The 24,828-nt window shown below is 33.4% G+C and carries 20 protein-coding genes; 10 read left to right on the plus strand and 10 right to left on the minus strand.

Annotated elements, in window-relative coordinates; genetic code table 11:
* The 5 genes from K8B81_RS14230 to gdhA form a co-directional block, all read right to left on the minus strand.
* Complete coding sequence (locus tag K8B81_RS14230) at positions 1 to 1,893, minus strand: outer membrane protein assembly factor BamB family protein (RefSeq protein WP_223682244.1); 1,893 nt, start codon at positions 1,891 to 1,893, stop codon at positions 1 to 3.
* 84 nt (positions 1,894 to 1,977) lie between these two features.
* Entirely contained in the window at positions 1,978 to 2,691 is a 714-nt protein-coding gene (gene recO / locus K8B81_RS14235; RefSeq protein WP_223682245.1) for a DNA repair protein RecO, read from the minus strand.
* A 52-nt stretch (positions 2,692 to 2,743) separates the two neighbouring features.
* On the minus strand, positions 2,744 to 3,802 hold the full coding sequence (locus K8B81_RS14240; RefSeq protein WP_223682246.1) for an acyltransferase family protein: 1,059 nt from the start codon (positions 3,800 to 3,802) through the stop codon (positions 2,744 to 2,746).
* Positions 3,803 to 3,836: 34 nt separating this feature from the next.
* The gene (gene porZ, locus K8B81_RS14245) at positions 3,837 to 6,119 is read right to left on the minus strand and encodes a type IX secretion system anionic LPS delivery protein PorZ (protein WP_223682247.1); all 2,283 of its coding nucleotides are present in this window, start codon (positions 6,117 to 6,119) and stop codon (positions 3,837 to 3,839) included.
* Positions 6,120 to 6,283: 164 nt separating this feature from the next.
* A complete protein-coding gene (gdhA, locus tag K8B81_RS14250) occupies positions 6,284 to 7,627 on the minus strand; it encodes an NADP-specific glutamate dehydrogenase (RefSeq protein ID WP_223682278.1) in 1,344 nt (447 codons plus the stop codon).
* Positions 7,628 to 7,951: 324 nt separating this feature from the next.
* Here gdhA and K8B81_RS14255 point away from each other — a divergent pair, with 324 nt between their 5' ends.
* Positions 7,952 to 8,737 (plus strand): THC0290_0291 family protein, encoded by a 786-nt coding sequence (locus K8B81_RS14255; protein ID WP_223682248.1) that lies wholly within the window; start codon positions 7,952 to 7,954, stop codon positions 8,735 to 8,737.
* Positions 8,738 to 8,793: 56 nt separating this feature from the next.
* On the opposite strand, the gene K8B81_RS14260 is transcribed toward K8B81_RS14255, so the two are convergent.
* Positions 8,794 to 9,936, minus strand: coding sequence for a cystathionine gamma-synthase (locus tag K8B81_RS14260; RefSeq protein WP_223682249.1), 1,143 nt, complete (start codon positions 9,934 to 9,936; stop codon positions 8,794 to 8,796).
* A 105-nt stretch (positions 9,937 to 10,041) separates the two neighbouring features.
* Here K8B81_RS14260 and K8B81_RS14265 point away from each other — a divergent pair, with 105 nt between their 5' ends.
* The gene (locus K8B81_RS14265; RefSeq protein WP_223682250.1) at positions 10,042 to 10,785 is read left to right on the plus strand and encodes a DUF3298 and DUF4163 domain-containing protein; all 744 of its coding nucleotides are present in this window, start codon (positions 10,042 to 10,044) and stop codon (positions 10,783 to 10,785) included.
* Positions 10,786 to 10,821: 36 nt separating this feature from the next.
* On the opposite strand, the gene K8B81_RS14270 is transcribed toward K8B81_RS14265, so the two are convergent.
* The 3 genes from K8B81_RS14270 to K8B81_RS14280 form a co-directional block, all read right to left on the minus strand.
* The gene (locus tag K8B81_RS14270) at positions 10,822 to 11,961 is read right to left on the minus strand and encodes an ATP-binding protein (RefSeq protein WP_223682251.1); all 1,140 of its coding nucleotides are present in this window, start codon (positions 11,959 to 11,961) and stop codon (positions 10,822 to 10,824) included.
* 132 nt (positions 11,962 to 12,093) lie between these two features.
* Positions 12,094 to 12,846, minus strand: a complete 753-nt coding sequence (locus K8B81_RS14275; protein WP_223682252.1) for an SDR family NAD(P)-dependent oxidoreductase — start codon at positions 12,844 to 12,846, stop codon at positions 12,094 to 12,096.
* A 121-nt stretch (positions 12,847 to 12,967) separates the two neighbouring features.
* Positions 12,968 to 13,840, minus strand: a complete 873-nt coding sequence (locus K8B81_RS14280) for an aldo/keto reductase (RefSeq protein ID WP_223682253.1) — start codon at positions 13,838 to 13,840, stop codon at positions 12,968 to 12,970.
* A gap of 223 nt (positions 13,841 to 14,063) precedes the next feature.
* Here K8B81_RS14280 and K8B81_RS14285 point away from each other — a divergent pair, with 223 nt between their 5' ends.
* From K8B81_RS14285 to K8B81_RS14320, 8 genes are all read left to right on the plus strand, one after another.
* Positions 14,064 to 15,068 (plus strand): AAA family ATPase, encoded by a 1,005-nt coding sequence (locus K8B81_RS14285; RefSeq protein WP_017497457.1) that lies wholly within the window; start codon positions 14,064 to 14,066, stop codon positions 15,066 to 15,068.
* Between the two features lie 80 nt (positions 15,069 to 15,148).
* A complete protein-coding gene (locus K8B81_RS14290) occupies positions 15,149 to 16,012 on the plus strand; it encodes a DUF58 domain-containing protein (RefSeq protein ID WP_223682254.1) in 864 nt (287 codons plus the stop codon).
* A 126-nt stretch (positions 16,013 to 16,138) separates the two neighbouring features.
* Positions 16,139 to 17,773, plus strand: coding sequence for a hypothetical protein (locus tag K8B81_RS14295; protein ID WP_223682255.1), 1,635 nt, complete (start codon positions 16,139 to 16,141; stop codon positions 17,771 to 17,773).
* Positions 17,773 to 18,774: a vWA domain-containing protein gene (locus tag K8B81_RS14300; RefSeq protein WP_223682256.1), complete on the plus strand. Its 1,002-nt coding sequence runs from the start codon at positions 17,773 to 17,775 to the stop codon at positions 18,772 to 18,774. The genes K8B81_RS14295 and K8B81_RS14300 overlap by 1 nt, the downstream gene beginning before the upstream one ends.
* A gap of 95 nt (positions 18,775 to 18,869) precedes the next feature.
* Positions 18,870 to 19,904, plus strand: a complete 1,035-nt coding sequence (locus K8B81_RS14305) for a vWA domain-containing protein (protein ID WP_223682257.1) — start codon at positions 18,870 to 18,872, stop codon at positions 19,902 to 19,904.
* A 40-nt stretch (positions 19,905 to 19,944) separates the two neighbouring features.
* Positions 19,945 to 20,724, plus strand: coding sequence for a tetratricopeptide repeat protein (locus tag K8B81_RS14310; RefSeq protein WP_223682258.1), 780 nt, complete (start codon positions 19,945 to 19,947; stop codon positions 20,722 to 20,724).
* 141 nt (positions 20,725 to 20,865) lie between these two features.
* Positions 20,866 to 22,614, plus strand: a complete 1,749-nt coding sequence (locus K8B81_RS14315) for a BatD family protein (RefSeq protein ID WP_223682259.1) — start codon at positions 20,866 to 20,868, stop codon at positions 22,612 to 22,614.
* A gap of 41 nt (positions 22,615 to 22,655) precedes the next feature.
* Entirely contained in the window at positions 22,656 to 23,402 is a 747-nt protein-coding gene (locus K8B81_RS14320) for a tetratricopeptide repeat protein (RefSeq protein WP_223682260.1), read from the plus strand.
* Positions 23,403 to 23,477: 75 nt separating this feature from the next.
* Here K8B81_RS14320 and K8B81_RS14325 read toward each other — a convergent pair whose 3' ends face one another.
* Entirely contained in the window at positions 23,478 to 24,473 is a 996-nt protein-coding gene (locus K8B81_RS14325; RefSeq protein ID WP_223682261.1) for an NAD(P)H-dependent glycerol-3-phosphate dehydrogenase, read from the minus strand.
* Positions 24,474 to 24,828 lie beyond the last annotated feature (355 nt).

Raw genomic sequence — 24,828 nt, forward strand, 5'->3', positions numbered from 1 at the left:
TTATTTTTTGTTAAAAATCTGAATAGACTTATCAGAAACATAAAAGATATTCTGAGTTGCCGGATCGATTTCGTAAACCGGTTTATTGTTGTTAAAAATAATTTTATCTACTTCAACACCATCCGCTTTACTAACTTTAACCAAAACTTTTTCTCCAGTATCTGCTTTTGCAAAAATATAAGAGAAATCTCTGTTTTGTTTCATCGCATTAAAACGGGAATTAAATTTAGCTGCTACCATGCCAAGAGCTGCTGATCCTGCTGCATAAGCTTTTGCCTGATCCTGGTTAGTCTTATCTTCCTTTTTTATAACTGTGGATCTCATCTTTCCTGAAGAATCACGGTATGTCATTGTTAATTCAGCTCCTTTGATATCGCTTACTGCTGAACCTATACCCATACCAATGCTTCCTGCAATAGCAGCACTTTTAATAAGACGTCTTGTTCCTTCACCTGGCTGTGTATAAGTATGGTGGTATTTAATTGTTCCGTCAACATTTACCCCCATTACTTCAACTGGTCCAGAAAGTACAACTCCCCAAGGAAACTGCTCTATACTGTTTAATTCTTTTTCTTTTTTGATATTTACTTTTGCGAAAGGCTCCGGTTTATCGCTAATACTTGGATCAAACTTGTATAATTTTTCGTCGTTATAAACTACGTAAGAATTTGTAGCTTCATCGTAAGCAGGTAATACAGGACGATTTTTATCAAAATTAATATTACGCTTCCAAAGTTTAATTCCTGATTTGTAATCAACCATATTTCCGTAAGTACCTGTCAGGTACATAACTTTTTCACCTACTTTTCCTAAATAATAAATTGGATCTTCTTTGTCGTCAGAAATTTCGATGAATTTTTTCCAAAGTTTTTCACCGTCTTTGTTGATTAGCATCATTTCGTTTTCAGCTACATATAAGAAATCCTGATCGATTGGGATAACTCTTTTTAAACCGTCTCCACGAGCATCTTTTTTCCATATTTTTTCACCTGAAGTTAAATCATAAAAATTAAAACCGCTGTAGTGAGCTACTAAGATTTTTGTCCCCCAGTCTTCCAGATAAACCACTCTTTTTGTTTTGATAGATTCTTTCCAGATACTTTTTCCTGTTTCAGTATTCAACACATTTAAGTATTGTTTGGTAGAAAAAGTTCCTGCATTATTAACTACCACAATATTTTTATCATTTTGAGTTAAAAAGAATTTAGAATAATCTTCTTCACCTTTCCAGTTTAATTTCCCTGAGTTTCTGTCGAAAGAATATAATTTTCCGTACAACAAATAGTAAATAACTGATCCGTGTACTGTCGCAATATTTGTGTTTGCAGATTCTTTAAAAGAAAAACTAAATAATGATTTTGCTTTATCTACTGTAGTATTCCATTTCAATTCTCCTGTTTTCATATCCAATAAAGCGATTGCCATGTCACCGTCTTTTTTCAAAGTAAGCAGATATTCGTCTGTTTCAGGAATAAAATCTGACTGCGTTACCCAGAACGATTCTTTAGATGAATTGTAAACTACTTTCCCGCTATCGGTATTAATAATTAAATATTTGCTATTGATATAAGCTTCAACGTATGGACTTCCCGGAACACTGGTTAAATCGCTTTTCTCCTTAAAAATTTTTCCAAAATCAGGATCTGTCAAAATATCTCCTGCTGAAGTAGTTCCAAAATCATCTTTAGTCAGGGTCCAGACAATTTTTTTTGTTTCCGGATCTAAGCCTTTTATAGTTCCGCCTTCCTTAAATACAACAACACCGGTAATTTCGTTTTGTACTAAATCCTGAACGGCATTTTCTGTTGTAACAATTTCATCATACTTCCTTTGAGAAACAGCAGAAATCGAAACAGCCAGAAGTAAAATAATTGAAAAAGTAATTTTCTTCATAGTAGATTTTTTTAATTAATGAATAGATATGTGGCAATTATGAATGAAATAATTGTCTGCGAATATATACAAATTAAACTTTATTTAAGAAAATATTTCTTTCAAAACCTCAAGTGATTTAGGTTTTTTAAAACCATCTAAATGAAAGCTGTAATAATCAATCAGAATCTTTAGCAGTATTTGTTTTTCAATCACGTGAAAGGTTTTCTGATCATTATCAAATTTTAAAGTCAGTAGTTTTTTAAACAGATTTGTTTCGTGTTCAGACAGGGAATCTGATCCTTTAAAAAGAGTAAAAACACCATTATTCATTTCAAAATATGGCAAATCAAGTTCTGAAATATCAGGATAAAAACCTAAATATTTTGTAGTTTCCAACATTAAAATTAAATGAAAATTAGAAATTTCATCGTGATGGTCGAGCCATGTGAGCGCTGTTTCTAAAAACACAAACAATGATTCATTCTTTTCTTCTTCCTGTATTGAATAATGCAAAATTTCAGAAAGAAACATGACCATTGTACTTTTTACAAGATCTGTATGAATGCTTTGAAAAGGAACAGCTGTTTTGATTTCTTTGAAGTTTTCTAAAGTGCCTTTATTTTTATGCACTGCTTCTATTTCGAGAATAGACAGAGGCTGAAAATAAGCAATTTTCTGGCTTGCTTTCCGACTCGAAAAAGCGTCACGCACAAAATAGGATTTCAGTCCGTTTGAAAGTGTGAAGCATTTTACGATCAGGCTTTTTTCATTAAACTTTAAAGCCGAAATAACGATTGCTTTGGTTTTAACCAGCATATATTAAATATTCAAATAGCGTTAAAATTCAAATTAGCCATGTCAAAAATTATTATTTGCTTAGTCTTTTCTTCAAATTTAAAAAATAACTTTCGAAATATCTATATGACAAATTTGCTGTTAAAACTGTAAAAGTAAAAACTAAAAAATTAAAAATAATTATTGAGCAAAAGCTTGACACTTTTAAGTGAAAATCAAATTTTAAAAAAACTAATCCTACAATTTGCATCATTATAGCATGATACATGTATATACCATATGATATTTTGCCCAAATGATTCAACACTTTACTTTCCAATATCAGGATTGGTTTTTCCACTAATTGGCAAATCGTCAATCCGAATAATATCATACTGAAAAAATGATAAGCCCAATTACTCAAATTATCTTTAAAGATAGATGTTGTAAAATATACCACAAGAGTTATAAAAACAAAATATCTAATTTTTTGAATCCTTATCTTTTCATTTAGCAATATGACTGAACACATTCCGCTAAAAGAAAAATAAAAAAATAACATTTTATAGCTTTTTAAAAAATCAACAAAATCTGAAAAATAGAGCCAGAAATATAAAACTGTAAAAAACAACAAAAACCTTACTATATTTTTTAACGGCAATACGAAAATTAATGGCGCTATTAGCAGATAAAACTGTTCTTCTATTGCTATTGACCATAATATTTCTATTATACCTCCTGGCTTATATGAGGCAAAAATATTTGAAAACAAAGTGGCTGATAAAAAAATACCATGTAAAAAATTATAATTATTTTGAAAATTAAATCCAAACCATGGTAAAATAAACCTATAATATAGTAATCCAAAGATTAATATTAAATAGTACAATGGAAAAATCCTTAAAATCCTTCTTAAAAAAAAGTGTTGCAAATTAATTGAATTATAAATTGACTTCTCAATATATAATTGTCTTATAATTAAAAAACCACTTAATGAAAAAAACATAAAAACAGCTTCTTCTCCTTTATCAAAAATGGAAAAATTATCATAAGAAGTAAAACCTCTATTTTTACTAAATTGAAACGTGTGGAAAAACACAACCAACGATGCCAAAATAAATCTTAATGAAGTTAAATTTGGTAAGCTTTTCATATTGAATCTAAATCATTTATGAGTAACAATCAAATCATCTTACAATCATAACTTTCTTAACTTTTGTTTCAGCACCATCTTTTGAAGAAATAAAAATCATATAAACTCCTGATGCTACTTTATAACGACCAAAAGCAGTTGTATCCCATTCTATTGTTCCTCCTTCTGATATTGCCTCATAAACTAAATTCCCTTCTACATCAGTTATTTTAACATTAGCCTTATCTATTAATCCGGCTACTTTAATCGTTCCCGTATATGATGGCCGTACTGGATTTGGGTATACATATACATTATTTAAATTATCAACTGCTTCTGTTGCTACCCCTTTAAAGGAAATCATTCCTTTATTAGTCGCAATAAAAACCTCACCAGTTTTATCATTGATTTTAATATCGTTTATAGTATTAGCTGGTAAGGGCGAATTGTTTATCGTAAAATGATATTTTGTATCCTGACCATTTGGCGATACCATAAAAACACCTGAATCTACAGTTCCTATCCATTTATTATTAGCTCCATCAACGGCAATTGAAGTGATAAATTGTTCATATAATAATTCCTGAGCTAAATTATCCTCGATAATAATAATTGGATTTGTTTTTAATTGATTTTCGGATTGAAAACTACCTACGTTTGTCAAAATGCGAAGTCCTTTTGTCGTTCCAATCCAGAGTTGATTTTTCGTATCAACTGCTATCGCTCTGACATCAGCAACTGGCAAATTTCCAGCATCAGTACCCGTTGTCATTTTCTTGAACGTATTTGTTGTTTCGTTAAAACCAACTACTCCATCTCTATTTGTTGCTATCCATTTTACATTATTTTTATCAATCACAATATCTGCATAACTTACGTCTTCGGCTTTTGAAAGAATACTTCTCATCGAATAACTTTGCCATTGCCCAGTTGTTTTTAAAACTTTCAATCCATTTTCTATTCGGCTGTTAGTTACCCAAAAATTCCCTGCTTGATCAAAAGCGGTTCCATTAATACGAATATCAATATAAGTTGGACCTCCGGCTGTTAAACTTTCTAAACCACTATTTTTCTCATTATATAAAACAGTTGGAACATCATTTTCAATTTTTAACAATCCAGAGAAAAAAGAACTTGCAAAAACCTCATTTGTATTTTTTGGATTTACAATTATTCTGGTTATTGACTGAGCGTTTAAAACACTGGAATATGGAATATTTAACCAACCAGACGAGCTAAATTTACTAATACCGTAGCTATCTAGAGCATACGGATTATAAAACAAATCGTAATCCCCATATACTGCCCAAGTTTGATTTGAAGCAGCATAAATTGAAAAAATGTTGTTTTTTGAAGGTCCACCTGGTGTTTTATTTTCAAAAACTGTTGAAACTGAAAGGGAAGAAGTAAATAACCCATTTTCTTTAGTTCCAATATAAATAAAATCATCAATAGCAGTTGCACAACTAAAATTCAAACTTGCATCTAAAACCTGAGTATTAGAGATCTGCCGACTGAGAACCATTTGATTATTGTAAACATAAATTGCCCCGGGCGTAGTTATAAACAACTGGTGATTTATGGCCCTCATATCTGTAGAAGATTGTGGAAGCTGAAAAAAGCCAACAAATGAATTTGAATTATACCTATGAATATACCCGCCAGAATTAACTGCAATAAGCACTGTGTCCAGCGTTTCAACACTTGACCAATCACCTGAGTTAACTACCGCCCATTGTTTGTAATCAACTAAATTTGCATTAGTACTATCTGCTCGTCTTATTCCGCTTGAAGTAGCTGCATAAATAAAACCATTAAAAAGAGTGGTTTGTTTTACACTGATTTCAGCACCTGCATCCCCAATAAAATAAGTATCTCCAAATTTTGAAGTTACCAAATTAAACTGTACAATTCCGAAATCACAGGAAACATAAATCAATCCGTTATGCTCCATAAAATGATTGATCTTTTTTAGATTTGATGGTAGCTGTTTATTGATAATATCTACAACTTTTAACATACTTCCATCTTTTTCTTTTATGACAATTATCAAACCGTTTTCATAACCTATAATTGTTTTTTTTAAAGCTTCGCTGTAATGTATTGAAGATATAGTCTGTCCTGAAAGACCTTCAATTGTTGTGGTCGTTGTAATAGCATTTGTCGTTAAGTTCTTTGAAAACAAAGCATTTTCAGAAGCAGCAATAATAGCTGTTGGACTTACAGAAATATCCTTAATATTATTATACGAAAAATAGCCCTGCCAGGATAATGCTCCCTGAGAAAAACAATTTTGAACAATTATAAGAAACAGAATATAAAGAAACTTTTTTTTCATTTGCTTGAAAGATTCAGATTGACAAATATACTACAAACGAAAGTATTTGATTTTTGTTCTTTTTAAAATTCTATTTTAAACATCAGAAGTTTTTTAAAACTAAGAATGCCTTCATTTTATTTTTAAGTATAAAACAAAGGCACTCTTTAAAATCTAAATAAAAGCTATACTACTCCCTGAGCAAGCATCGCATCTGCAACCTTAACAAAGCCGGCAATGTTAGCTCCTTTCACGTAATTTACATATCCATCTTCTTCAGCACCGTATTTTTTACACTGGTTATGAATGCCGACCATTATTTCTTTTAGTCTCAAATCTACTTCTTCGCTTGTCCAGTTTAGGCGAATAGAATTTTGGGTCATTTCTAATCCGGATGCAGCAACTCCGCCCGCATTTGCCGCTTTTCCGGGAGCAAAAAGCACTTTATTATCTAAGAACAATTTAATTGCATCTAATGTAGAAGGCATATTTGCAGCCTCAGTTACACACAAAACACCATTATCAATAAGTTTCTGAGCATCTTCACCATTCAACTCATTTTGGGTGGCACATGGAATTGCAATATCTACTTTTACTTCCCACGGACTTTTACCTTTATGGAAAATAGCATTTGGATATTTCTCTAAATATCTTTCTGCCCTGTTGTCTCCAGTTGCCCGCATTTCCAGCATATGATCAATTTTTTCTCCAGAGATCCCTTCTTCATCATAAATATAACCGTCAGGACCAGAAATCGTAACTACTTTTCCTCCAAGTTCATTTACTTTTAAAGCAACGCCCCAGGCAACATTTCCAAACCCTGAAATAGCCACTATTTTTCCTTTTATTTCGTGACCAATAGTACGTAACATTTGATCCGTAAAATATACTACTCCATAACCTGTAGCTTCTGGTCTGATTAATGATCCTCCATAAGCAAGGCCTTTTCCAGTCAAAACACCAGTAAATTCATTTCTGATTCTTTTATACTGACCAAACAAGTACCCAATTTCTCTGGCACCAACACCAATATCTCCGGCAGGGACATCCAGATCCGGACCGATATGGCGACATAATTCTGTCATAAACGATTGACAGAAACGCATAATTTCACCATCAGATTTTCCTTCAGGGTCAAAATCAGAACCTCCTTTTCCTCCTCCCATTGGCAAAGTTGTCAGACTATTCTTGAAAACCTGCTCAAAAGCCAAAAATTTCAAAACTGAAAGATTTACTGTGTGATGAAATCTGATTCCGCCTTTATAAGGACCAATTGCCGAATTCATCTGAATTCGAAAACCTCTGTTTACAATGATTTCCCCCTTATCATCTACCCATGGGACTCTAAAAATTATAGATCGCTCGGGTTCTGCTATTCTAAGAAGTAAGTTTTTTCCATCGTATTTTTTTTGTTCAGCTATAAACGGAATTACTGTTTCTGCGAACTCTCTGACGGCCTGAAGAAATTCAGGTTCATTTGGATTTTTTGACTCTACAAGAGCCATAAACTCATTTATTTTTTGCTTCATCATTTTGAAATAAATTATGCTTACAAATCATTTATTTGTACAATTAAATAGGAAAACCTCATTAAGAAAACGTTTTCGTTATCCATAACAAAGGTAAAGCAAAATCAATTTGAAAATTATCTTTTATAACAATTTTACAAGAATTATACATTTTTCAAACAAATTTAAAATTCTCATTTACAAAAATTAGATTACAGCCTAAACAGAATATTATGATTAACTTTTTAAGTGTTTTTATAGTTATTTTTTAATTGGCTAATTAATTATTTAAAAGTCGGTTATGTTTTTTATATATTTGCCCATGATTTGAAAGCGGAAAAACTCATGTTCAAGCAAATAGCCTTAACTTTTTTTACAATATTTGGTATTACCACGGTATCAAATGCACAATTAGCCTACGAAATTGGATTGATCGCTGGCCCAGTAGCATTTCAGTCTGATTACGGACAAAGACACGATCAATCTACAAATATCGGAAATACCGGATTTGGAATTGGTGCGGTTCATTGGATAAACTTCTCATCAGCTGCTAATGGCAATGAATATTTTAATGAACACTTTAAAGTTCGTTCTGAAATTTCGTTTTCTCATACCAACTTTCAGCATTATGGAAAATGGATTGAAGGCAAGCCATCTGCCGGAAAAGAAAAACTAAAAGCGATGAGTGGAAAAACCAGTATGCTAAATATTGGAGCTCAAATAAATTACTCGCCCTTTATGACGATTCATGAATTCGAAAAACATGTAGGCAGTTTTTACCCTTATTTAAGTGTTGGTGCTATGGCAAGTTACTATGACACTAAAGCGAATTCTTCTCTTGGTCCATTAGGATCGCCAGCAACAACTTTTGACAAGTATTTAGTACCATCAGATGGTCATAAATACGGTTTTGCATCCGAAAACGGCATTGCATTTTCTCTGCTTCTTGGAGTTGGCGTACAATATAAACTGGATGAAATGAACGATTTGCTTTTTGAAGTACGCTATCAGGGATTCAATTCTGACTGGATTGACGGATTAAATCCGAACCGGGATCTTTACAAAGAAAACAAAGCAAATGATTCGCAAGTGTGGTTTAATTTTGGATATTCCCACTATTTAGAATTCTAAAAGCAATAATAATATTAAAACACAAACCCCAACTCGAAAGAATTGGGGTTTTGTTTTTATGATAAAGCTTGTTCTAAATCCGCTATTAAATCTTCAGCATCTTCAATACCTACACTTAGGCGCACAAGATCATCTGTAATTCCAACCTCAGCTCTTTTATCTGCCGGAATAGATGCATGGGTCATTAAAGCCGGATGATTCGCCAATGACTCTACTCCTCCTAAAGATTCTGCTAAAGTAAATACTTTAAGTTTCTCTAAAAAAGCAATTGAATCCTCTTTTCTACCTGAAGCGAAAGTAAAAGACACCATTCCGCCAAAAGCTTTCATTTGTTTTCTAGCAATTTCATGAAATGGGTGACTTTTTAATCCAGGATAATAAACGGTTTTAATTTTTGGATGGTTACTTAAAAATTCAACTACCTTTTCTCCGTTTTCACAATGTCTCTGAACTCTTAACGAAAGTGTTTTTATTCCTCTCAAAACCAGAAAACTATCCATTGGTCCTAATGTTGCCCCGGTTGCAAATTGCTGAAAATGCAATTGTTCACCCAAAGCTTCATCTTTCACAATTAAGGCTCCGGCAATAACATCTGAATGACCACTTAAATATTTGGTTGCCGAATGCATTACGATATCGGCACCTAAATCAAGTGGTTTTTGCAAATAAGGTGTTGCAAAAGTATTGTCTACCGCCAGCCAGATTTTGTTTTGTTTTGTGATTTTGGCGATTTCCTCAATATCGGCCAGTTTCATTAAAGGATTTGTTGGCGTTTCTATCCAGATTAACTTGGTGTTTTCATTGATCAAAGATTTCAGTTTTGCAATATCAGTCATATCAGCAAAATGGAATTTAATTCCCGAGTCTTTGTAAATTCTGGAGAACATTCTATAAGTCCCTCCATACAAATCATCCATAGCAATTACTTCATCACCTGCTTTAAATGATCTCAGGATACAATCCGTAGCCGCTAAACCCGATGAAAATGCCAGTCCGCGGGTACCATTCTCAATACTTGCCAATGCATTTTCTAAAGCCATTCTTGTAGGATTTGAGGCGCGGCTATATTCGTAATCACCCAATGGCTTGCCCGGACTTGTCTGAACATATGTTGAAGTTTGATACACCGGAGGCATAACAGCTCCTGTAGCCGGATCATGATGCTGACCTCCATGGATCACTTTTGTATTGAATTTCATATAGTTATAAATTTTAAATACTTAATACTTTCACAAATTTACTTTTAAATTTATTCAAATCCAGATACAACTTCTTACCTTTAAGTATAATTAACACTTTTTAAGATGAAACTTTATTCTCTTCTTGCCGCGGTGCTCCTATTACTAACAGGCTGCACAAAAACATTAACTTTTGAAAATGAGGTATTTGAAAAAGAATCTAAAATACCGTGCAAAAAAGACTGTCCTAAAATTACAATCGAAGTACCAATTGCAAAAAATATTCCTGTTGTAGCTGACAGTATTAATAAAAAGATATTAGGTGTTTTAAAAGACATTGTTTATTTCGGAGAAAAACCTTCAGAAGTTAAAGATTATAAAAGCCTGGTTGATTCTTTTATTGGTTCTTATGAAGAAATGCATAAAAAATTCCCAACTGAAACATTCGGCTGGGAAGCTAAAGTGAAAGGAAATATTGAATATCAATCCGATCAGATTTTAAACATTAAACTGGATCACTATACTTTTACAGGCGGTGCTCACGGATATCAGGGCTTTCGTTCGCTTCTATTTAATCCTGATACCGGAAAAACCATTTTTAGCGATGAATTATTTAAAAACGAAAAAGAGTTTAAGGCTTTCGCCGAAAAAGAGTTCCGAAAAAAATATAAAATACCGGCTAAAGCGAACATAAATGCAACAGGATTGATGTTCGAAAAAGATGTTTTTCAATTGCCTCAAAATATATTTTACACTGAGGAAGGCCTGTTACTATATTACAATTCGTATGAAACAGCTTCCTATGCGGATGGTCCAAAAGAGATTTTGTTCCCGTATGAACAGATAAGTAAATATTTAAAATTCAAATGATTAAGTCATATCACAACAGTAAATCTCTGCAGAAGATTACTGAACATCATATTTCATTTTACGTAAAACCCGTAATGATTCCTTAAAAGAAAGATATATTTGGCTAAACGGTTTTAAAAGTAATTTGGCATCAATAAGTTTTTGTTTGGCTTCGTCAAAACCATTCAGATAACAAATCATAAAAGTGGAAGGCAGGTTTTCTAAATCTTTTAATTCACGCTCTGACAAAGCAAAACCATTTTGCAGTTTTTGAAGCAATGCAATATTCGAATTGTAAATATGAAAAAGCATTCGTCTATTGAATTCCGGAGGCTGAAAAAGCATTTGACGGTCAATTTTATAATATCCGTTGTCAAAAAAATGTATAGTTTGCTTTTCTAGTGGATAATAACTGGTTTTATCGTTTAAACCCAGAGGAACATATTCGGTTATGGTAAAAGTATCATCATCAAAAACAATTGTAACAACATCCTGAGCCGAATAAAAAAGCTTGATCTGTTCATTTATCAATTCAATATCTACCCGCGAGAGAAAGGTTTTATCTCTGGATTTTTTTGGTACTCCGGCCCAGCAGATAACAAACAATTCTTTAAAAACACGATATTTTGGAGACATATCTTTATGCCTGAAATTCATAAAATCGAATACACCGTCAAGCGTATACTGGATACTGTTTCGGGAACTATTTTCGATTCCGATAACTGTTTCAGTATTCTGGTAATTTTTTTCGATTTCACCCTCTACCGGAACCGAATTGCTTCCCCGCCTAATAAAAATACTATTGGCCGGAATAGTATGAATTCCTTTTTTGAAAGATGAAATCTGGCTTTTGGGCTTAATCGTAACCAGTCCAATCACCTTATCTTTTGGAAGATTGGGGAAAGGCACATTTTCGTACTGGATTTTAGGCGGATTTTCCAGAAAAGCATTGACCAGATTCTGAATCCGGCTGTCATCAAAGAAATCATCACCCACAATTTCATTATCATGATCTTCAACACCAACAACGATATAAGAATTATTGGCAGGGTTTGAATTTGACAAAGCGCAGATATGTTTCAAAAACTTTCCTTTTCCTTCGCGCGAGTGTAAATTCAGCTGCCTTTTTTTATCATAAAAACTGCTCTCATCATTATGAGCTAAAAGATTTTTAATTAAAAGGCGTTTATTAATCATTATTTTTAAGATGTTAGACTGGCTTAGATGATTAGAATTCTTGGATTATTCATTTTTCTCTTGTTTCATTTTAGACTTCTCAGATTATTAAACAGCTAAACCCAAGAAGTTTAAATTAGTCTAAAATATAAGCTAGTCTCTTTTAACGATCGTTGATGATGCCTGCGCTGCCGGCATAACAATCAAATCGGCAATATTTACATGGTAAGGTCTTGAAACCACAAAATGAATAATTTCGGCTATATCTTCTGCTTTCAGAGGATCAAAACCTTTGTAAACATTTGAAGCTCTTTCGGTATCTCCTTTAAAACGTACTTCACTAAATTCTGTTTCAACCAAACCCGGATGTATTCCGCTTACTTTAATTTTGTGTGGGTTCAAATCCATTCGCATTCCCTGAGTAATAGCATCCACAGCATGTTTTGATCCGCAGTATACATTCCCATTCGGATAAACCTCTTTCCCTGCAGTTGAACCAATGTTGATAATGTGTCCCGATTCCCTTTCAGTCATTTGCGGAATAATAGCTTTCGAAACATATAAAAGTCCTTTTACATTGATATCAATCATGGCATCCCAATCATCAATATCACCATTCTGAATTGGATCTAATCCGTGTGCATTCCCTGCATTATTGATTAAAACGTCAATATTCGAAAAATATTCCGGTAAGGAATTTATACTTTCAAAAACAGCATTTTTATCCCTGACATCAAAAGACAAAGAATGTACCTCAGTATATCCTGAAAGTTCTTTTTCGAGTTCGCTTAATCGTTCTTTACGCCTTCCGCAAATAATAATTTTATAATGATTTCGTGCAAAAATCTGAGCTGTTGCCTTCCCAATTCCGCTTGTAGCACCGGTAATTAAAACTGTTTTTTTCATCCTGACTATATGTTTTGCCATAAATTAAACAACTTTCATTTATTGAAAACTCCATTTTAATTTGTGGCAACTATTTTCGCTTAAGCGAATTTTACTTCTGTTATGTTTATAAATTATTATTTTAAAGCAACTCTTCTCCCCTGCTTTCAGTCCATATTGCAAACCAGTCTTCCTTATCCATTTCCAGTTCTACTGCTTTCATCAATGATTGAATTCTGGCGACATTTACAGTTCCTGCAACCGGAATCACTTTTGCCGGATGTTTTAAAATCCATGTTAATAAAAGTGTATCAGATCCTAAATGATATTTTTCTACTAATGTCGAAAGTAATTTCTTCAGACGACGTGTTTGTTGACTATCTTCCCTAAAAACAGTACCCAGCGGATTCCATGCCAATGGTCGGATTCCGTATATTTGCGCATAATCAAAAGTTCCGTCAGTCATCGGTTCAAAATTCGTAGCCGAAAATTGTACTGAATGATAACTAACATCTGTTTTCTGACGAATTAACTCAACTTGTGAATTACTGAAGTTTCCAACTCCAAAATCAATGATTTTCCCTTCTGATTTCAGTTTTTCAATTGCTTCAGCAATTTCATCAGCCTGCATTAACGGACTTGGTCTTTGCAGTAAAAAAACATCGATATAATCTGTTTTTAATTTTTTCAGGGATTCTTCTGCTGACCAGATTATATATTCTTTAGAATGTTCATAATGCCTGACTTTATTATTACGGTTTTCGGTAACCATCTGAATACCGCATTTGGTAATTAACTGCAATTTTTCGCGAGAAATTTTACTGTCATGAAGTGCTTTTCCAAAATCTGCTTCTGTGGTGTAATCTCCGTAAATATCGGAGTGGTCGAAAGTAGTAATTTTGTTTTCGATACAGAGCTGTATCATGCTTTCCATTTCTTTTGATGTAAGATTTTTATCCCAAACTCCCCAATTCCTAACCCCTGAAATTACAGGTGATAATAAAGTTTTGCTCATGTTTTGTTGTATTATTTTTAGTAATAATGATGTCTGCTTACAGCATAATCACCAAAGTTCTTAAAAATATAAAAATAGATTCACAATTCGTCCTTAAAATTAGGGTTTTGGTCGAAGTTTTAACCATTTTTTAACATCTTACTTCTTAAAAAATATTCAATTTGCACTCTCAAAAATCAGGTATAAAAATCACAAGTTTTAAAAGGTTTTTAAAAATATTTATATGGAAGAAAATACAACGACTTTAGACATTAGAGCGATAAATGAAAAAATTGAGAGAGAAAGTGCTTTTATAGACCTTCTTACAATGGAAATGAACAAAGTTATTGTGGGCCAGAAACACATGGTCGAGCGTTTATTAATCGGGCTATTAGGACAAGGGCATATTTTACTGGAAGGTGTTCCTGGTTTAGCAAAAACTTTGGCGATTAATACTTTATCACAAGCAGTTCAGGGTTCTTTCAGCCGTATCCAGTTTACGCCGGATTTATTACCTGCCGATGTTATCGGAACCATGATTTACAACATTAAAGCAAACGAATTCTCTATTAAAAAGGGGCCAATTTTTGCTAACTTCGTACTTGCCGATGAGATCAACCGTGCTCCTGCCAAAGTTCAGTCTGCACTTTTGGAAGCAATGCAGGAAAAACAGGTTACAATTGGAGATACCACTTTTAAGCTTGATCGTCCGTTTTTAGTATTGGCTACTCAGAATCCTGTTGAACAGGAAGGAACTTATCAGCTTCCTGAAGCTCAGGTTGACCGTTTCATGCTGAAAACCGTTATCGATTATCCAAAAATTGACGAAGAGCGCTTTGTAATTCGCCAAAACCTAAAAGGAAGTTACGAAAAAGTAAATCCTGTAGTTTCTGTAGAACAAATTCTGCGTGCACAGGAAGCCGTTCGTGAAGTTTACATGGATGAAAAAATCGAAAAATATATCTTAGATATCATCTTTGCTACCCGTTATCCGGAAAAGTATAAACTAGCCGACTTAAAACCGCTTATCAGTTTTGGAGCATCACCACGTGGAAGTATCAATTTAGCCAATGCGGCAAAATGTTATGCATTCATCAAACGCCGTGGATATGTAATTCCAGAGGATGTTCGTGCTGTTGTACATGACGTACTTCGTCACAGAGTTGGAATAACGTATGAAGCTGAGGCTGAAAACATTACTTCTGTAGACATTATCAACAAAATCGTAAACGAGATTGAGGTACCTTAAAAATTTGTTTCAAGTTTCAAGTTTCAGGTTGTTGCAAGACAAACTTGAAACTTTTAAACTTTAAACTTTAAACAAATAGAATGGATACAAAAGAGCTTTTAAAAAAAGTACGGAAAATAGAAATCAAAACCAAAAGACTGAGCAATCACATCTTTTCAGGAGAATACCATTCTTCATTTAAAGGGCGCGGGATGACTTTTAGCGAGGTACGCCAATACCAATATGGCGATGATATTCGTAACATCGATTGGAATGTAACCGCACGCTATAACGAAGCCCACGTAAAAGTTTTTGAAGAAGAACGCGAGCTGACTATGGTTTTAATGGTAGACATTTCGGGTTCTGAAGGTTTTGGTTCAAAAAGTCAGTTTAAAAAAGACATCGTAACTGAAATTGCTGCAACGATGGCTTTTTCCGCTACACAAAATAACGACAAGATTGGATTAATATTGTTTTCTGATAATGTTGAATTATACATTCCGCCAAAAAAAGGGCGTTCGCACGTTTTGAGAATTATTCGTGAATTGATCGAATTTGAACCAAAAAGCCAAAAAACAGATATCGCCCAAGCTTTAAAGTTTCTTTCAGGAACACAAAAAAAGAAAGCAATTGTTTTTATGATTTCAGATTTTATGTCTGAAAATTATGAGCACACTTTAAAAATTGCTTCTAAAAAACATGATATTACAGGTGTTCGGGTTTACGATATCCGTGAAGAAAAAATCCCAAATTTAGGAATGGTAACGATGCTTGATGCGGAAACCGGAAAAATTCAGCTCGTAGATACCGGTTCTAAAAAAGTCCGAATGAATTATGAAAAACACTATCAGGAACGTGTCAGCTACTTTAAGGAAATTTTCAGCAAATCCGGAGCTGGTGTCGTAAACACAAGAGTTGATGAAAATTACGTAACTAAATTACTGGGGTATTTCAAATCAAGATAATTTTAGATTATCAGAGATCTTAGTTTGTTAGAATATTAGATTAATTTGAAGAATAATCGAAAATAAATCGCTTAAGCTGAATCTGTTTTAAGCTTCATTTTAGACTAAAATCTGAAATCAAATCAAATGAAATTAAAATTTTACATATTTCTATTTTTACTTTCCTCAACTGTTTTTGCACAAAATAAGCAGATTGAAACCAGTATCGATACTACAAAAAATAAAATTGGCGCCGAGTTTAAGCTAACGCTTAAAACGATCGTAAGTTCAAAATCTAAAGTTGTATTTCCTGCTTTAAAAAACATTGGTCCATTAGAAGTGATTCAATCGTACCCAATTGACACCGTTAAAAAAGACGGCACTTATGAGCTTATCAAAAAATATGGCTTGACACAATTTGATTCCGGAAGATATGTTATTCCGCCAGTTAAGATTCTGATTGATAAAAAGCCTCATTTAAGCGATCCGGTTTCAGTTGAAGTAGCCAGTGTGAAAGTGGATACTCTACAGCAAAAAATGTATGATATTAAAGATATCTCAACTGTTGAAAACGGTATTGGAGACTGGTGGATTTATCTTTTGATTGTAGTTCTGATTATAGGAATTGGTGTTTTCGTTTATTGGTATATGAAAAAACACCAAAAGAAAAAAATTGAAGAAGAAGTTTATAAAACGCCTATTGAAAAAGCGACAAGCTTATTAAACAATCTTGAGAAAAAAGAACTTTGGCAAAAAGGCGAAGTAAAAGAATATTATAGTGAACTGACTGATATTGCCCGTAATTATATAGAAGAAGCAATTCAGATTCCGGCAATGGAAAGCACAACTTCTGAACTGATTCAGGGTCTTAAAACGGCTTCTGCCAAAAAGAAAATGAGCCTTACTCCCGAAACTGTTGAAAATCTGGAACGTGTTTTAAGACAGGCAGATTTGGTGAAATTTGCAAAATCAAAACCATTAGAGTTTGAAATTACTGAAGACAGAAATAAGATTCAAAAAGCAATTTTAACGCTGGATAATGCTATCCCTACAGAAGTTCCTGTTGAGGAAGAAGATCAATTATTAAACGAAGCCCAAAAACAAAAACAAATTCAGCTTCAGTTAAAGAAAAAAAGAAATAAACGTATTGCAATTGCTGCTGCAACTGTAGTTTTTTTACTTACTGCAACCACTACTTATTTCGTTGTCACTAAAGGTTTTAATTATGTAAAAGACAATATAATTGGACACCCAACCAAAGAATTACTGGAAGGGGAATGGATAAAAAGCGAGTACGGCAATCCTGGTGTTTTAATTGAAACCCCAAGGGTTTTACAACGACTTGATACTCAAAAAGTATTACCAAAAGAGGCTATGGCCCTTATAAAGGAAATGCAGCTTTTTGGTTACGGAAGTTTACTTGATAATTTTTATATAACGGTTTCTACAGCTAAATTTAAAAACCCTACAGAAATTGATTTATCAAAAGCCCTTGAAGGCAATTTAAAAATAATCGAAGCTCAGGGTGCCAGAAATATGATTACAAAACAAGAAGATTTTGAAACTAAAGAAGGCATTACGGGAATAAAAGGGTACGGAACTTTTACCTTTATTAATGAAAACCTGAAAACAAGCGCTAAACTTTACTACGAAGTCCTGATGTTTAAACAAGATGGCGGATTACAGCAAATTGCTATATTCCATGAAGAAGGAGATACGTATGCTAATGATATTTCGGATAGAATTTTAAATTCTGTTGAACTTAAAAGAGCAAGCAACTAATGGAAAAAATAACTTTTTTAAATCCGGAATTTTTTTGGCTGTTTTTATTAATCCCAATTGCAATAGGATGGTTTTTCTGGAAACGCAATCAGCAATCGGCTACTTTAAAAATGAGTTCAACTCAGGGTTTTAAAAACAGCGAATCACTATTAACAAAATTAAAACCTTGTTTGTATGTTTTCAGGATTATCGCTCTGTGTTCTCTGATTGTGGCTTTAGCAAGACCGAGAACTGTTGACATCAGCAACGAAACTAAAACAACGAAAGGGATTGATATTGTAATGGCAATTGACGTTTCGGGAAGTATGCTTGCAAAAGATTTAAAGCCCAACCGTATGGAAGCTTTAAAAAGAGTTGCGGCTGATTTTGTTAACGAAAGACCAAACGACAGAATCGGAATTGTTTTATATGCCTCTGAAGCCTACACTAAAATACCTGTTACCAGCGATAAAGCCATCATTTTAGAAGCTATTAAGGAGATCAAATACGATAATGTATTACAGGATGGTACCGGAATTGGGATGGGACTTGCAACGGCTGTAAACCGACTTAAGGATAGTAAAGCAAAAAGCAGGGTGATTATTCTTTTGACAGATGGTGTAAATAATGCGGGATTCATTGAGCCGGAAACAGCTTCTGACATTGCAAAGCAATATGGGATAAAAGTATATACTATTGGAATCGGGACTAACGGAATGGCTGAATTTCCTTATGCATATGCCCCAAACGGCGGTTTCTTGTTTAAAATGCAAAAAGTAGAGATTGATGAACAGTTACTGAAAGGTATCGCCAAAAAAACGGATGGAACCTATTTTAGAGCCACCAGTAATGATAAACTGGCTGAAATATACAACTCAATAAACAAATTAGAAACTACTGAAATTCAGGAATTAAAATTCTACGATTACGATGAAAAATACAGGTTTTTTGTTTTGTTATCAGGAATATTATTGTTGTTGGAAGTGGGTTTAAGAAACACTGTTTACAGAAGCTTCATTTAATTTTGAAAAAATTAAAAAATTCCAAAAATGAAATTCCAAAAAACAAATTGGAATTTGGAATTTGGAATTTTTAAAATTGGAATTTAAAAACATTTATGGAACTAGACGAAAAAAAATATTTATATCTATTATTTCTCATCCCGATTGTGGCATGTATTTTTCTTTTTAATCTGTATTGGAAAAGAAAAAAACAGCGTGAGTTTGGTGATTTGGAAATGGTAAAAAAACTAAGCCCGGAACGTTCTGTTTTTAAACCGGTTTTAAAGTTAGTATTATTTCTTTTTGCATTAGCCTTTCTGATTATTGGACTGGTTAATCCAAAAATTGGTACCAAGATGGAAACTGTAAAACGTGAAGGAATTGATATTGTTTTTGCTGTTGACGTTTCAAAAAGTATGCTGGCTGAGGATGTTGCACCGAGCCGTTTAGAAAAAAGCAAACAATTGGTTTCTCAGATTATCAATAATTTAGGCAGCGACAGGATCGGAATTGTAGCTTATGCCGGAAGCGCTTTCCCAGTCTTACCAATTACAACAGATTACGGTGTCGCTAAAATGTTTCTGCAAAGTATGAATCCCGGAATGGTGTCATCACAAGGGACCTCACTTGACGAAGCGATTAAATTATCAGCAACCTATTTCGATGAAAAAAGTAAAACCAGCAAACTTTTAATCCTTATTTCTGATGGAGAAGATCACTCTGAAGGTGCTGAAGCAGCTGCAGATGAAGCCAATAAAATTGGAATGAAAATCATTACTATTGGTGTTGGAACAGAAAAAGGAGCCACAATTCCGTTGAAGGAAAACGGTGTAGTCAGAAGTTATCAGAAAGACCAAAATGGTGAAACAGTTATTACAAAACTAAATCAGGAAGGTTTAAGAGCAATTGCAAAAGCAACCAAAGGCGGGTATGTTTATGGAGGAAGTACAAAAGAAGTACTGGAATATGTAAAAAATGCCTTGAATAATATTCAGAAAACTGAGTTTGAAGCAACACAAATGGCAGAGTTTCAATCGCAGTTTCAATGGTTTTTAGGCTTTGCCTTTTTCCTGTTATTTCTGGATATCTTTTTATTGGAAAGAAAAACAAACTGGATAAACGAGTTGAATTTATTTAACGAAAAGAAATAATTGTTCTGACAAATCGGGAGCAAAAAAATAAAAACACAGAATGAAAAATTTACTTCTTTATATATTACTAACCTTTTCTTTGGCAGTTTCTGCTCAGGAAAAAGACAAAACATTGCCTGAAGCCAATGAAGAATATAAACAGAATAAATTTGTTGATGCAGAGGCAAATTACAGGATTTCACAATCAAAATTTCCTAAAAAAGCTACAGCTTCTTATAATTTAGGAAATACAATTTACAAACAAAACCAGGCATCAGAAGCAAAATATGCTTATGCAAAGGCTATTAAAAATGCCAAAACCAGACCTGAAAAACACAAAGCTTTCCATAATTTAGGAAATGTTTTTATGAAAGAAAAAGATTATACTCAGGCTGTTGAAGCTTATAAAAACGCTTTGCGTAACGACCCTAGTGATGATGAGACACGTTACAATTATGCTTTAGCCAAACAAAAACTAAAAGAAAACCCTCCGAAAAACGACAAGAATAAGGACAAGAATAAGGACAAGGATAAAAAGGACGATAAAAAAGACGATCAGAAAAAGGACGGCGACAATAAAGATAAAAAAGACGGCAAAGACGATCAGAAAAAAGACGACAAAGGCGATAAGGACAAAGATAAAAAAGACGGTAAAAACGATCCCAAAAAAGATGATAAATCAAACAATAACGGAGAGCCAAAACCTATGCCGGGAGGAATTTCAAAAGATCGTGTCCAGAATTTATTAGATGCGGTGAATAATGAAGAAAAGAAAATTCAGGATAAAGTTAATGCCCAAAAAGTAAAAGGAAGTCCTAAAAAAGCAGAAAAAGACTGGTAGAATTGTTATTGTTTTTGGTTAATTGTTTTTCTGATTTAATAAAAACAGTTTACCATTTCATCTAAATTAAAAGAATAAACTTTTAGAAGATAACAGAAACTATAAACTACTAACAACAAACAAAAATTGATTAAACAAGTAATGAAAAGATATTTAATTCTATTACTATTCACTTTTCAGGGACTTATGGCTCAGGTTCAGTTTGAAGCCAGGGTAAGCAAGAATACGCTTGGAGTTAACGAAAGACTCCGTATTGACTTTATCATGAATGTTGATGGGGATAACTTTGACCAGCCTTCTTTTGAAGGTTTCAGGATTGTAGGAGGGCCAAGCCAGCAGATAAGTCAGTCATGGGTAAATGGAAGAAGTTCATTTCAGAAAATTTATTCTTATTTTTTGCTGCCGAATCAAAAAGGTACATTTACCATCAAACAGGCTTCAATTGAATATAATGGGCAGGTTTATAAAACATCTCCCATAAAAATAACGGTTACCAATGCAGTTCCACAAGAAAGAGATCCAAATTCACAACAACAGCATCAAGGGGGCGGAAATGAGATACTGAATCTGATTGCGGAAATTTCCAAAACGAATCCTTATATAAATGAACCTATTACAGTGGTTTATAAATTATATTTTAATGGTATTGGTGTAACAGGATTTAAAGAACTGGCTAAACCTAAATACAAAGACTTTTGGAATCAAAATATTGACATCAAACAGCTTCAAATTGAAGAGGGAATGTACAAAGGTGAACGCTCTTACTTTGTAGTCCTTAAAAAAACGATTTTATACCCTCAAAAATCAGGAAAACTTACTATTGAACCGCTTTCTTTAGACATAGGAATTCAGGTACCAAGAGGCCGGAACATGTTTGGTCAGATGATGCTGGATGACGCAAACAAAACCGTTTCTGCCGGAGCCAAAACAATCAATGTAAGAGCACTTCCTGAGGCAAATAAACCTATTGGTTTTACCGGAGCTGTAGGTAAATTTGATTTTACCGTTACCCCATCAAAAACTACCTTAAAAAGTGGAGAAAGCCTTGATTTGATTGTTAGTGCAAACGGAACAGGTAACATGAAACTATTTACCTTGCCAAAACCAGTTGTACCTAATGCATTAGAAATGTATGATCCGGTTCATGACGAAAAAGTAAATACATCACTTGCAGGAATGTCTGGAAAAATTTCGGACAAATATACCATCATACCTCAATTTAAAGGAAAGTATGCTATAAAACCAATGGAATTCTCGTATTTTGATTTGAATTCCGGAAGCTATAAAACCATAACTTCTCCTGAAATCATGATTGATGTTTTGGATGGTCCTGTTCAGGCTGAAGCAGTGGCCTCACATACATCTAAAAATGTGATTACAAAATCAGAGCAATTTAAATATATCAAACCAAAAACGGTTTTAGTTTCGACTGCAAAAGATGATTTTTACGGCTCCGATTTATATTACAGTTTATTGTTACTGCCTTTTGTCATTTTACCAATTATTGTAATTGCCAAGAAGAAAAAAGAGGCAATCGATAGTGATGTTACCGGTAACAGAATTAAAATGAATAACAAACTGGCGAAGAAATATTTGTCTGAAGCCAAGAAACAGCTTAATAATAAAGAACCTTTTTATATTGCCCTTGAAAAAGCAATGCATAATTTCCTGAAAGCCAAATTACACATTGAGACCTCAGAAATGAGCAAAGACAATATTCGCAAATTGCTGTTATCAAGAAGTGTAAATCCGGAAACGGTTCAGAACTTTATTAATTTGACCGAGAACTGCGAGTTTGCGAGATATGCACCTGCATCAGGCACATCTATCCAACAGGATTATGACAAAGCTGTTTTGATTATTTCGGAATTAGAAAAACAAATTATTTAAACCTAACGTCAAAGTTTACGAAAGGTTAAAATTTACAGAAAATGAAAAATATAGTATATCTCTTTTTATTAATCTCACAGGTTTTCTTTGCTCAGGGCAGTTTTGAAAAAGCAAATGCCTTATATCAAAAGGGAAAATACCAGGAAGCAGCACAAACTTATGAAAGCATTATTAAGGATGAAAAACAACACTCTGCCGAGTTGTATTTTAACTTAGGGAATTGTTATTACAAACTTAATAAAGTGGCCCTTTCGATTTATAATTATGAAAAGGCTCTTGTCCTGAAACCACATGATGCTGAAACTTTAAACAATCTCAAATTTGCCAAAAAACTCACAATAGACGAAATTAAAGAAGTCCCAAAGGTTGGTTTTGCAAAGCTGGTTCAGAATTTTACAGGTATTTTTAATTACAATACATGGGCTTGGATTTCGGTAGGAATTGCATTTGCTTTTCTGCTTAGTTTTATTGGCTATTATTTTTCACAGCTTACACTTTCCAAAAGAATCTATTTTATCGGAATGTTTATTTTACTGTTTGCCTTATTATTAAGTGTTTCAGCAGGAATAACTGAAAAAGATCATTATAATAATGATCGTCCTGCAATCGTTTTTGCTGAAATGACAGAAGTACGAAGTGAACCTCAAAAAGGAGCATCAAGTATTTTCTTATTGCACGAAGGTGCTAAGGTTTATGTAACCGAATCCCTTGAAAACTGGAAAAAAATTGAATTGACGGATGGCACCGAAGGCTGGATTGATGCTTCTGCTATAAAAGAAGTAAAATAGAAAATTATTATACAAAAAGAGTCCGCTTCTGAGATAGAAACGAACTCTTTTTGTATATCTTGAACTTTTTAATTCTTAATCTAAAGATTCTGTTAGTTTTTTGAAAACAGTCTTGGCATTCTTTCCTTCATACAATACTGCATAAACCGCATCAATAATTGGTGTTTTGGCACCATAACCCTGATTTAATTTATAAGCGCTTTTAGTTGCATAATATCCTTCGGCAACCATACTCATTTCCATCATAGCACTTTTTACAGTATACCCTTTTCCGATCATATTGCCGAACATTCGGTTTCTTGAAAATACAGAGTATCCTGTTACCAGTAAATCCCCCAAATAAGCAGAATCATTGATATTTCGTTTCATTCTGTGTACTTTCTTGATAAATTTTCGCATCTCACGGATTCCGTTGCTCATCAATACAGACTGAAAATTATCGCCATATCCCAGACCATGTGCAATTCCGGCAGCTATTGCATAAATATTTTTCAGCATTGCCGCATATTCAGTTCCGATGATATCATCTGAAATTTTAGCCTTTATATAATTACTGGATAAGGATTTTGCAACTGTACAGGCTTTCTCCGGATCACCGCAGGCAATCGTTAAATATGAAAGTCTTTCTAAAGCTACTTCCTCAGCATGACAGGGTCCTGTAATAACCCCTATATTGTAGTATGGAATATCGTACTGAATGTGAAAATGTTCACCCACAATCAAACTTGTCTCAGGAACAATTCCTTTAATGGCTGAAAAGATAATTTTATTTTCAAGAGAAACTGTCAAATGTTCTAATTCAGCATTTAAAAAAGCAGAAGGAATTGCAAAAATAAGGTAATCTGCATATTCAATCGCTTCGTTTATATCGTTGGTTAATTTAAGTTTATTGATATCAAACTCAACTGAACTCAAATAATTTGGATTATGTTTATATTTTAAAAGGTGCTCTATCGCAGCGTCATTTCGCATATACCACGAAATTTCATCCAGGTTCACACACAGCATTTTTGCAATAGCTGTTGCCCAGCTCCCACCACCAATTACTGCAAATTTTAAATTTTGGCTCATTATTCAAATAATTTAGAGCAAAAGTACTTAATAATGCAGTAATATCACAAAATGTAATTTAAGAATTTTAAAAACAGCTTTAAATACAACGTTTTTAAAGAATTTCAAAAAAATGAAAAATATTTCTCCTCCTATACAATAAAAAACAAACAGTTGCGTTGTAAACTATTATTAATTAGATTATTAAATGAATTTAGTAAGAATTGAGTTAGTTAGTTTTGTTTTAGTATTTTAAAAGGCGTTCCTAAATATATTAAGAACGCCTTTTTGTTAATATTGAATTTCTAAATTCCAAATTTGTGTATGGCATGAGGTCCAAACAAAAAATCCAAAAACTAATACCACAAAATTATTG

The organism is Flavobacterium hibisci (assembly GCF_020026925.1).
GTDB lineage: Bacteria > Bacteroidota > Bacteroidia > Flavobacteriales > Flavobacteriaceae > Flavobacterium > Flavobacterium hibisci.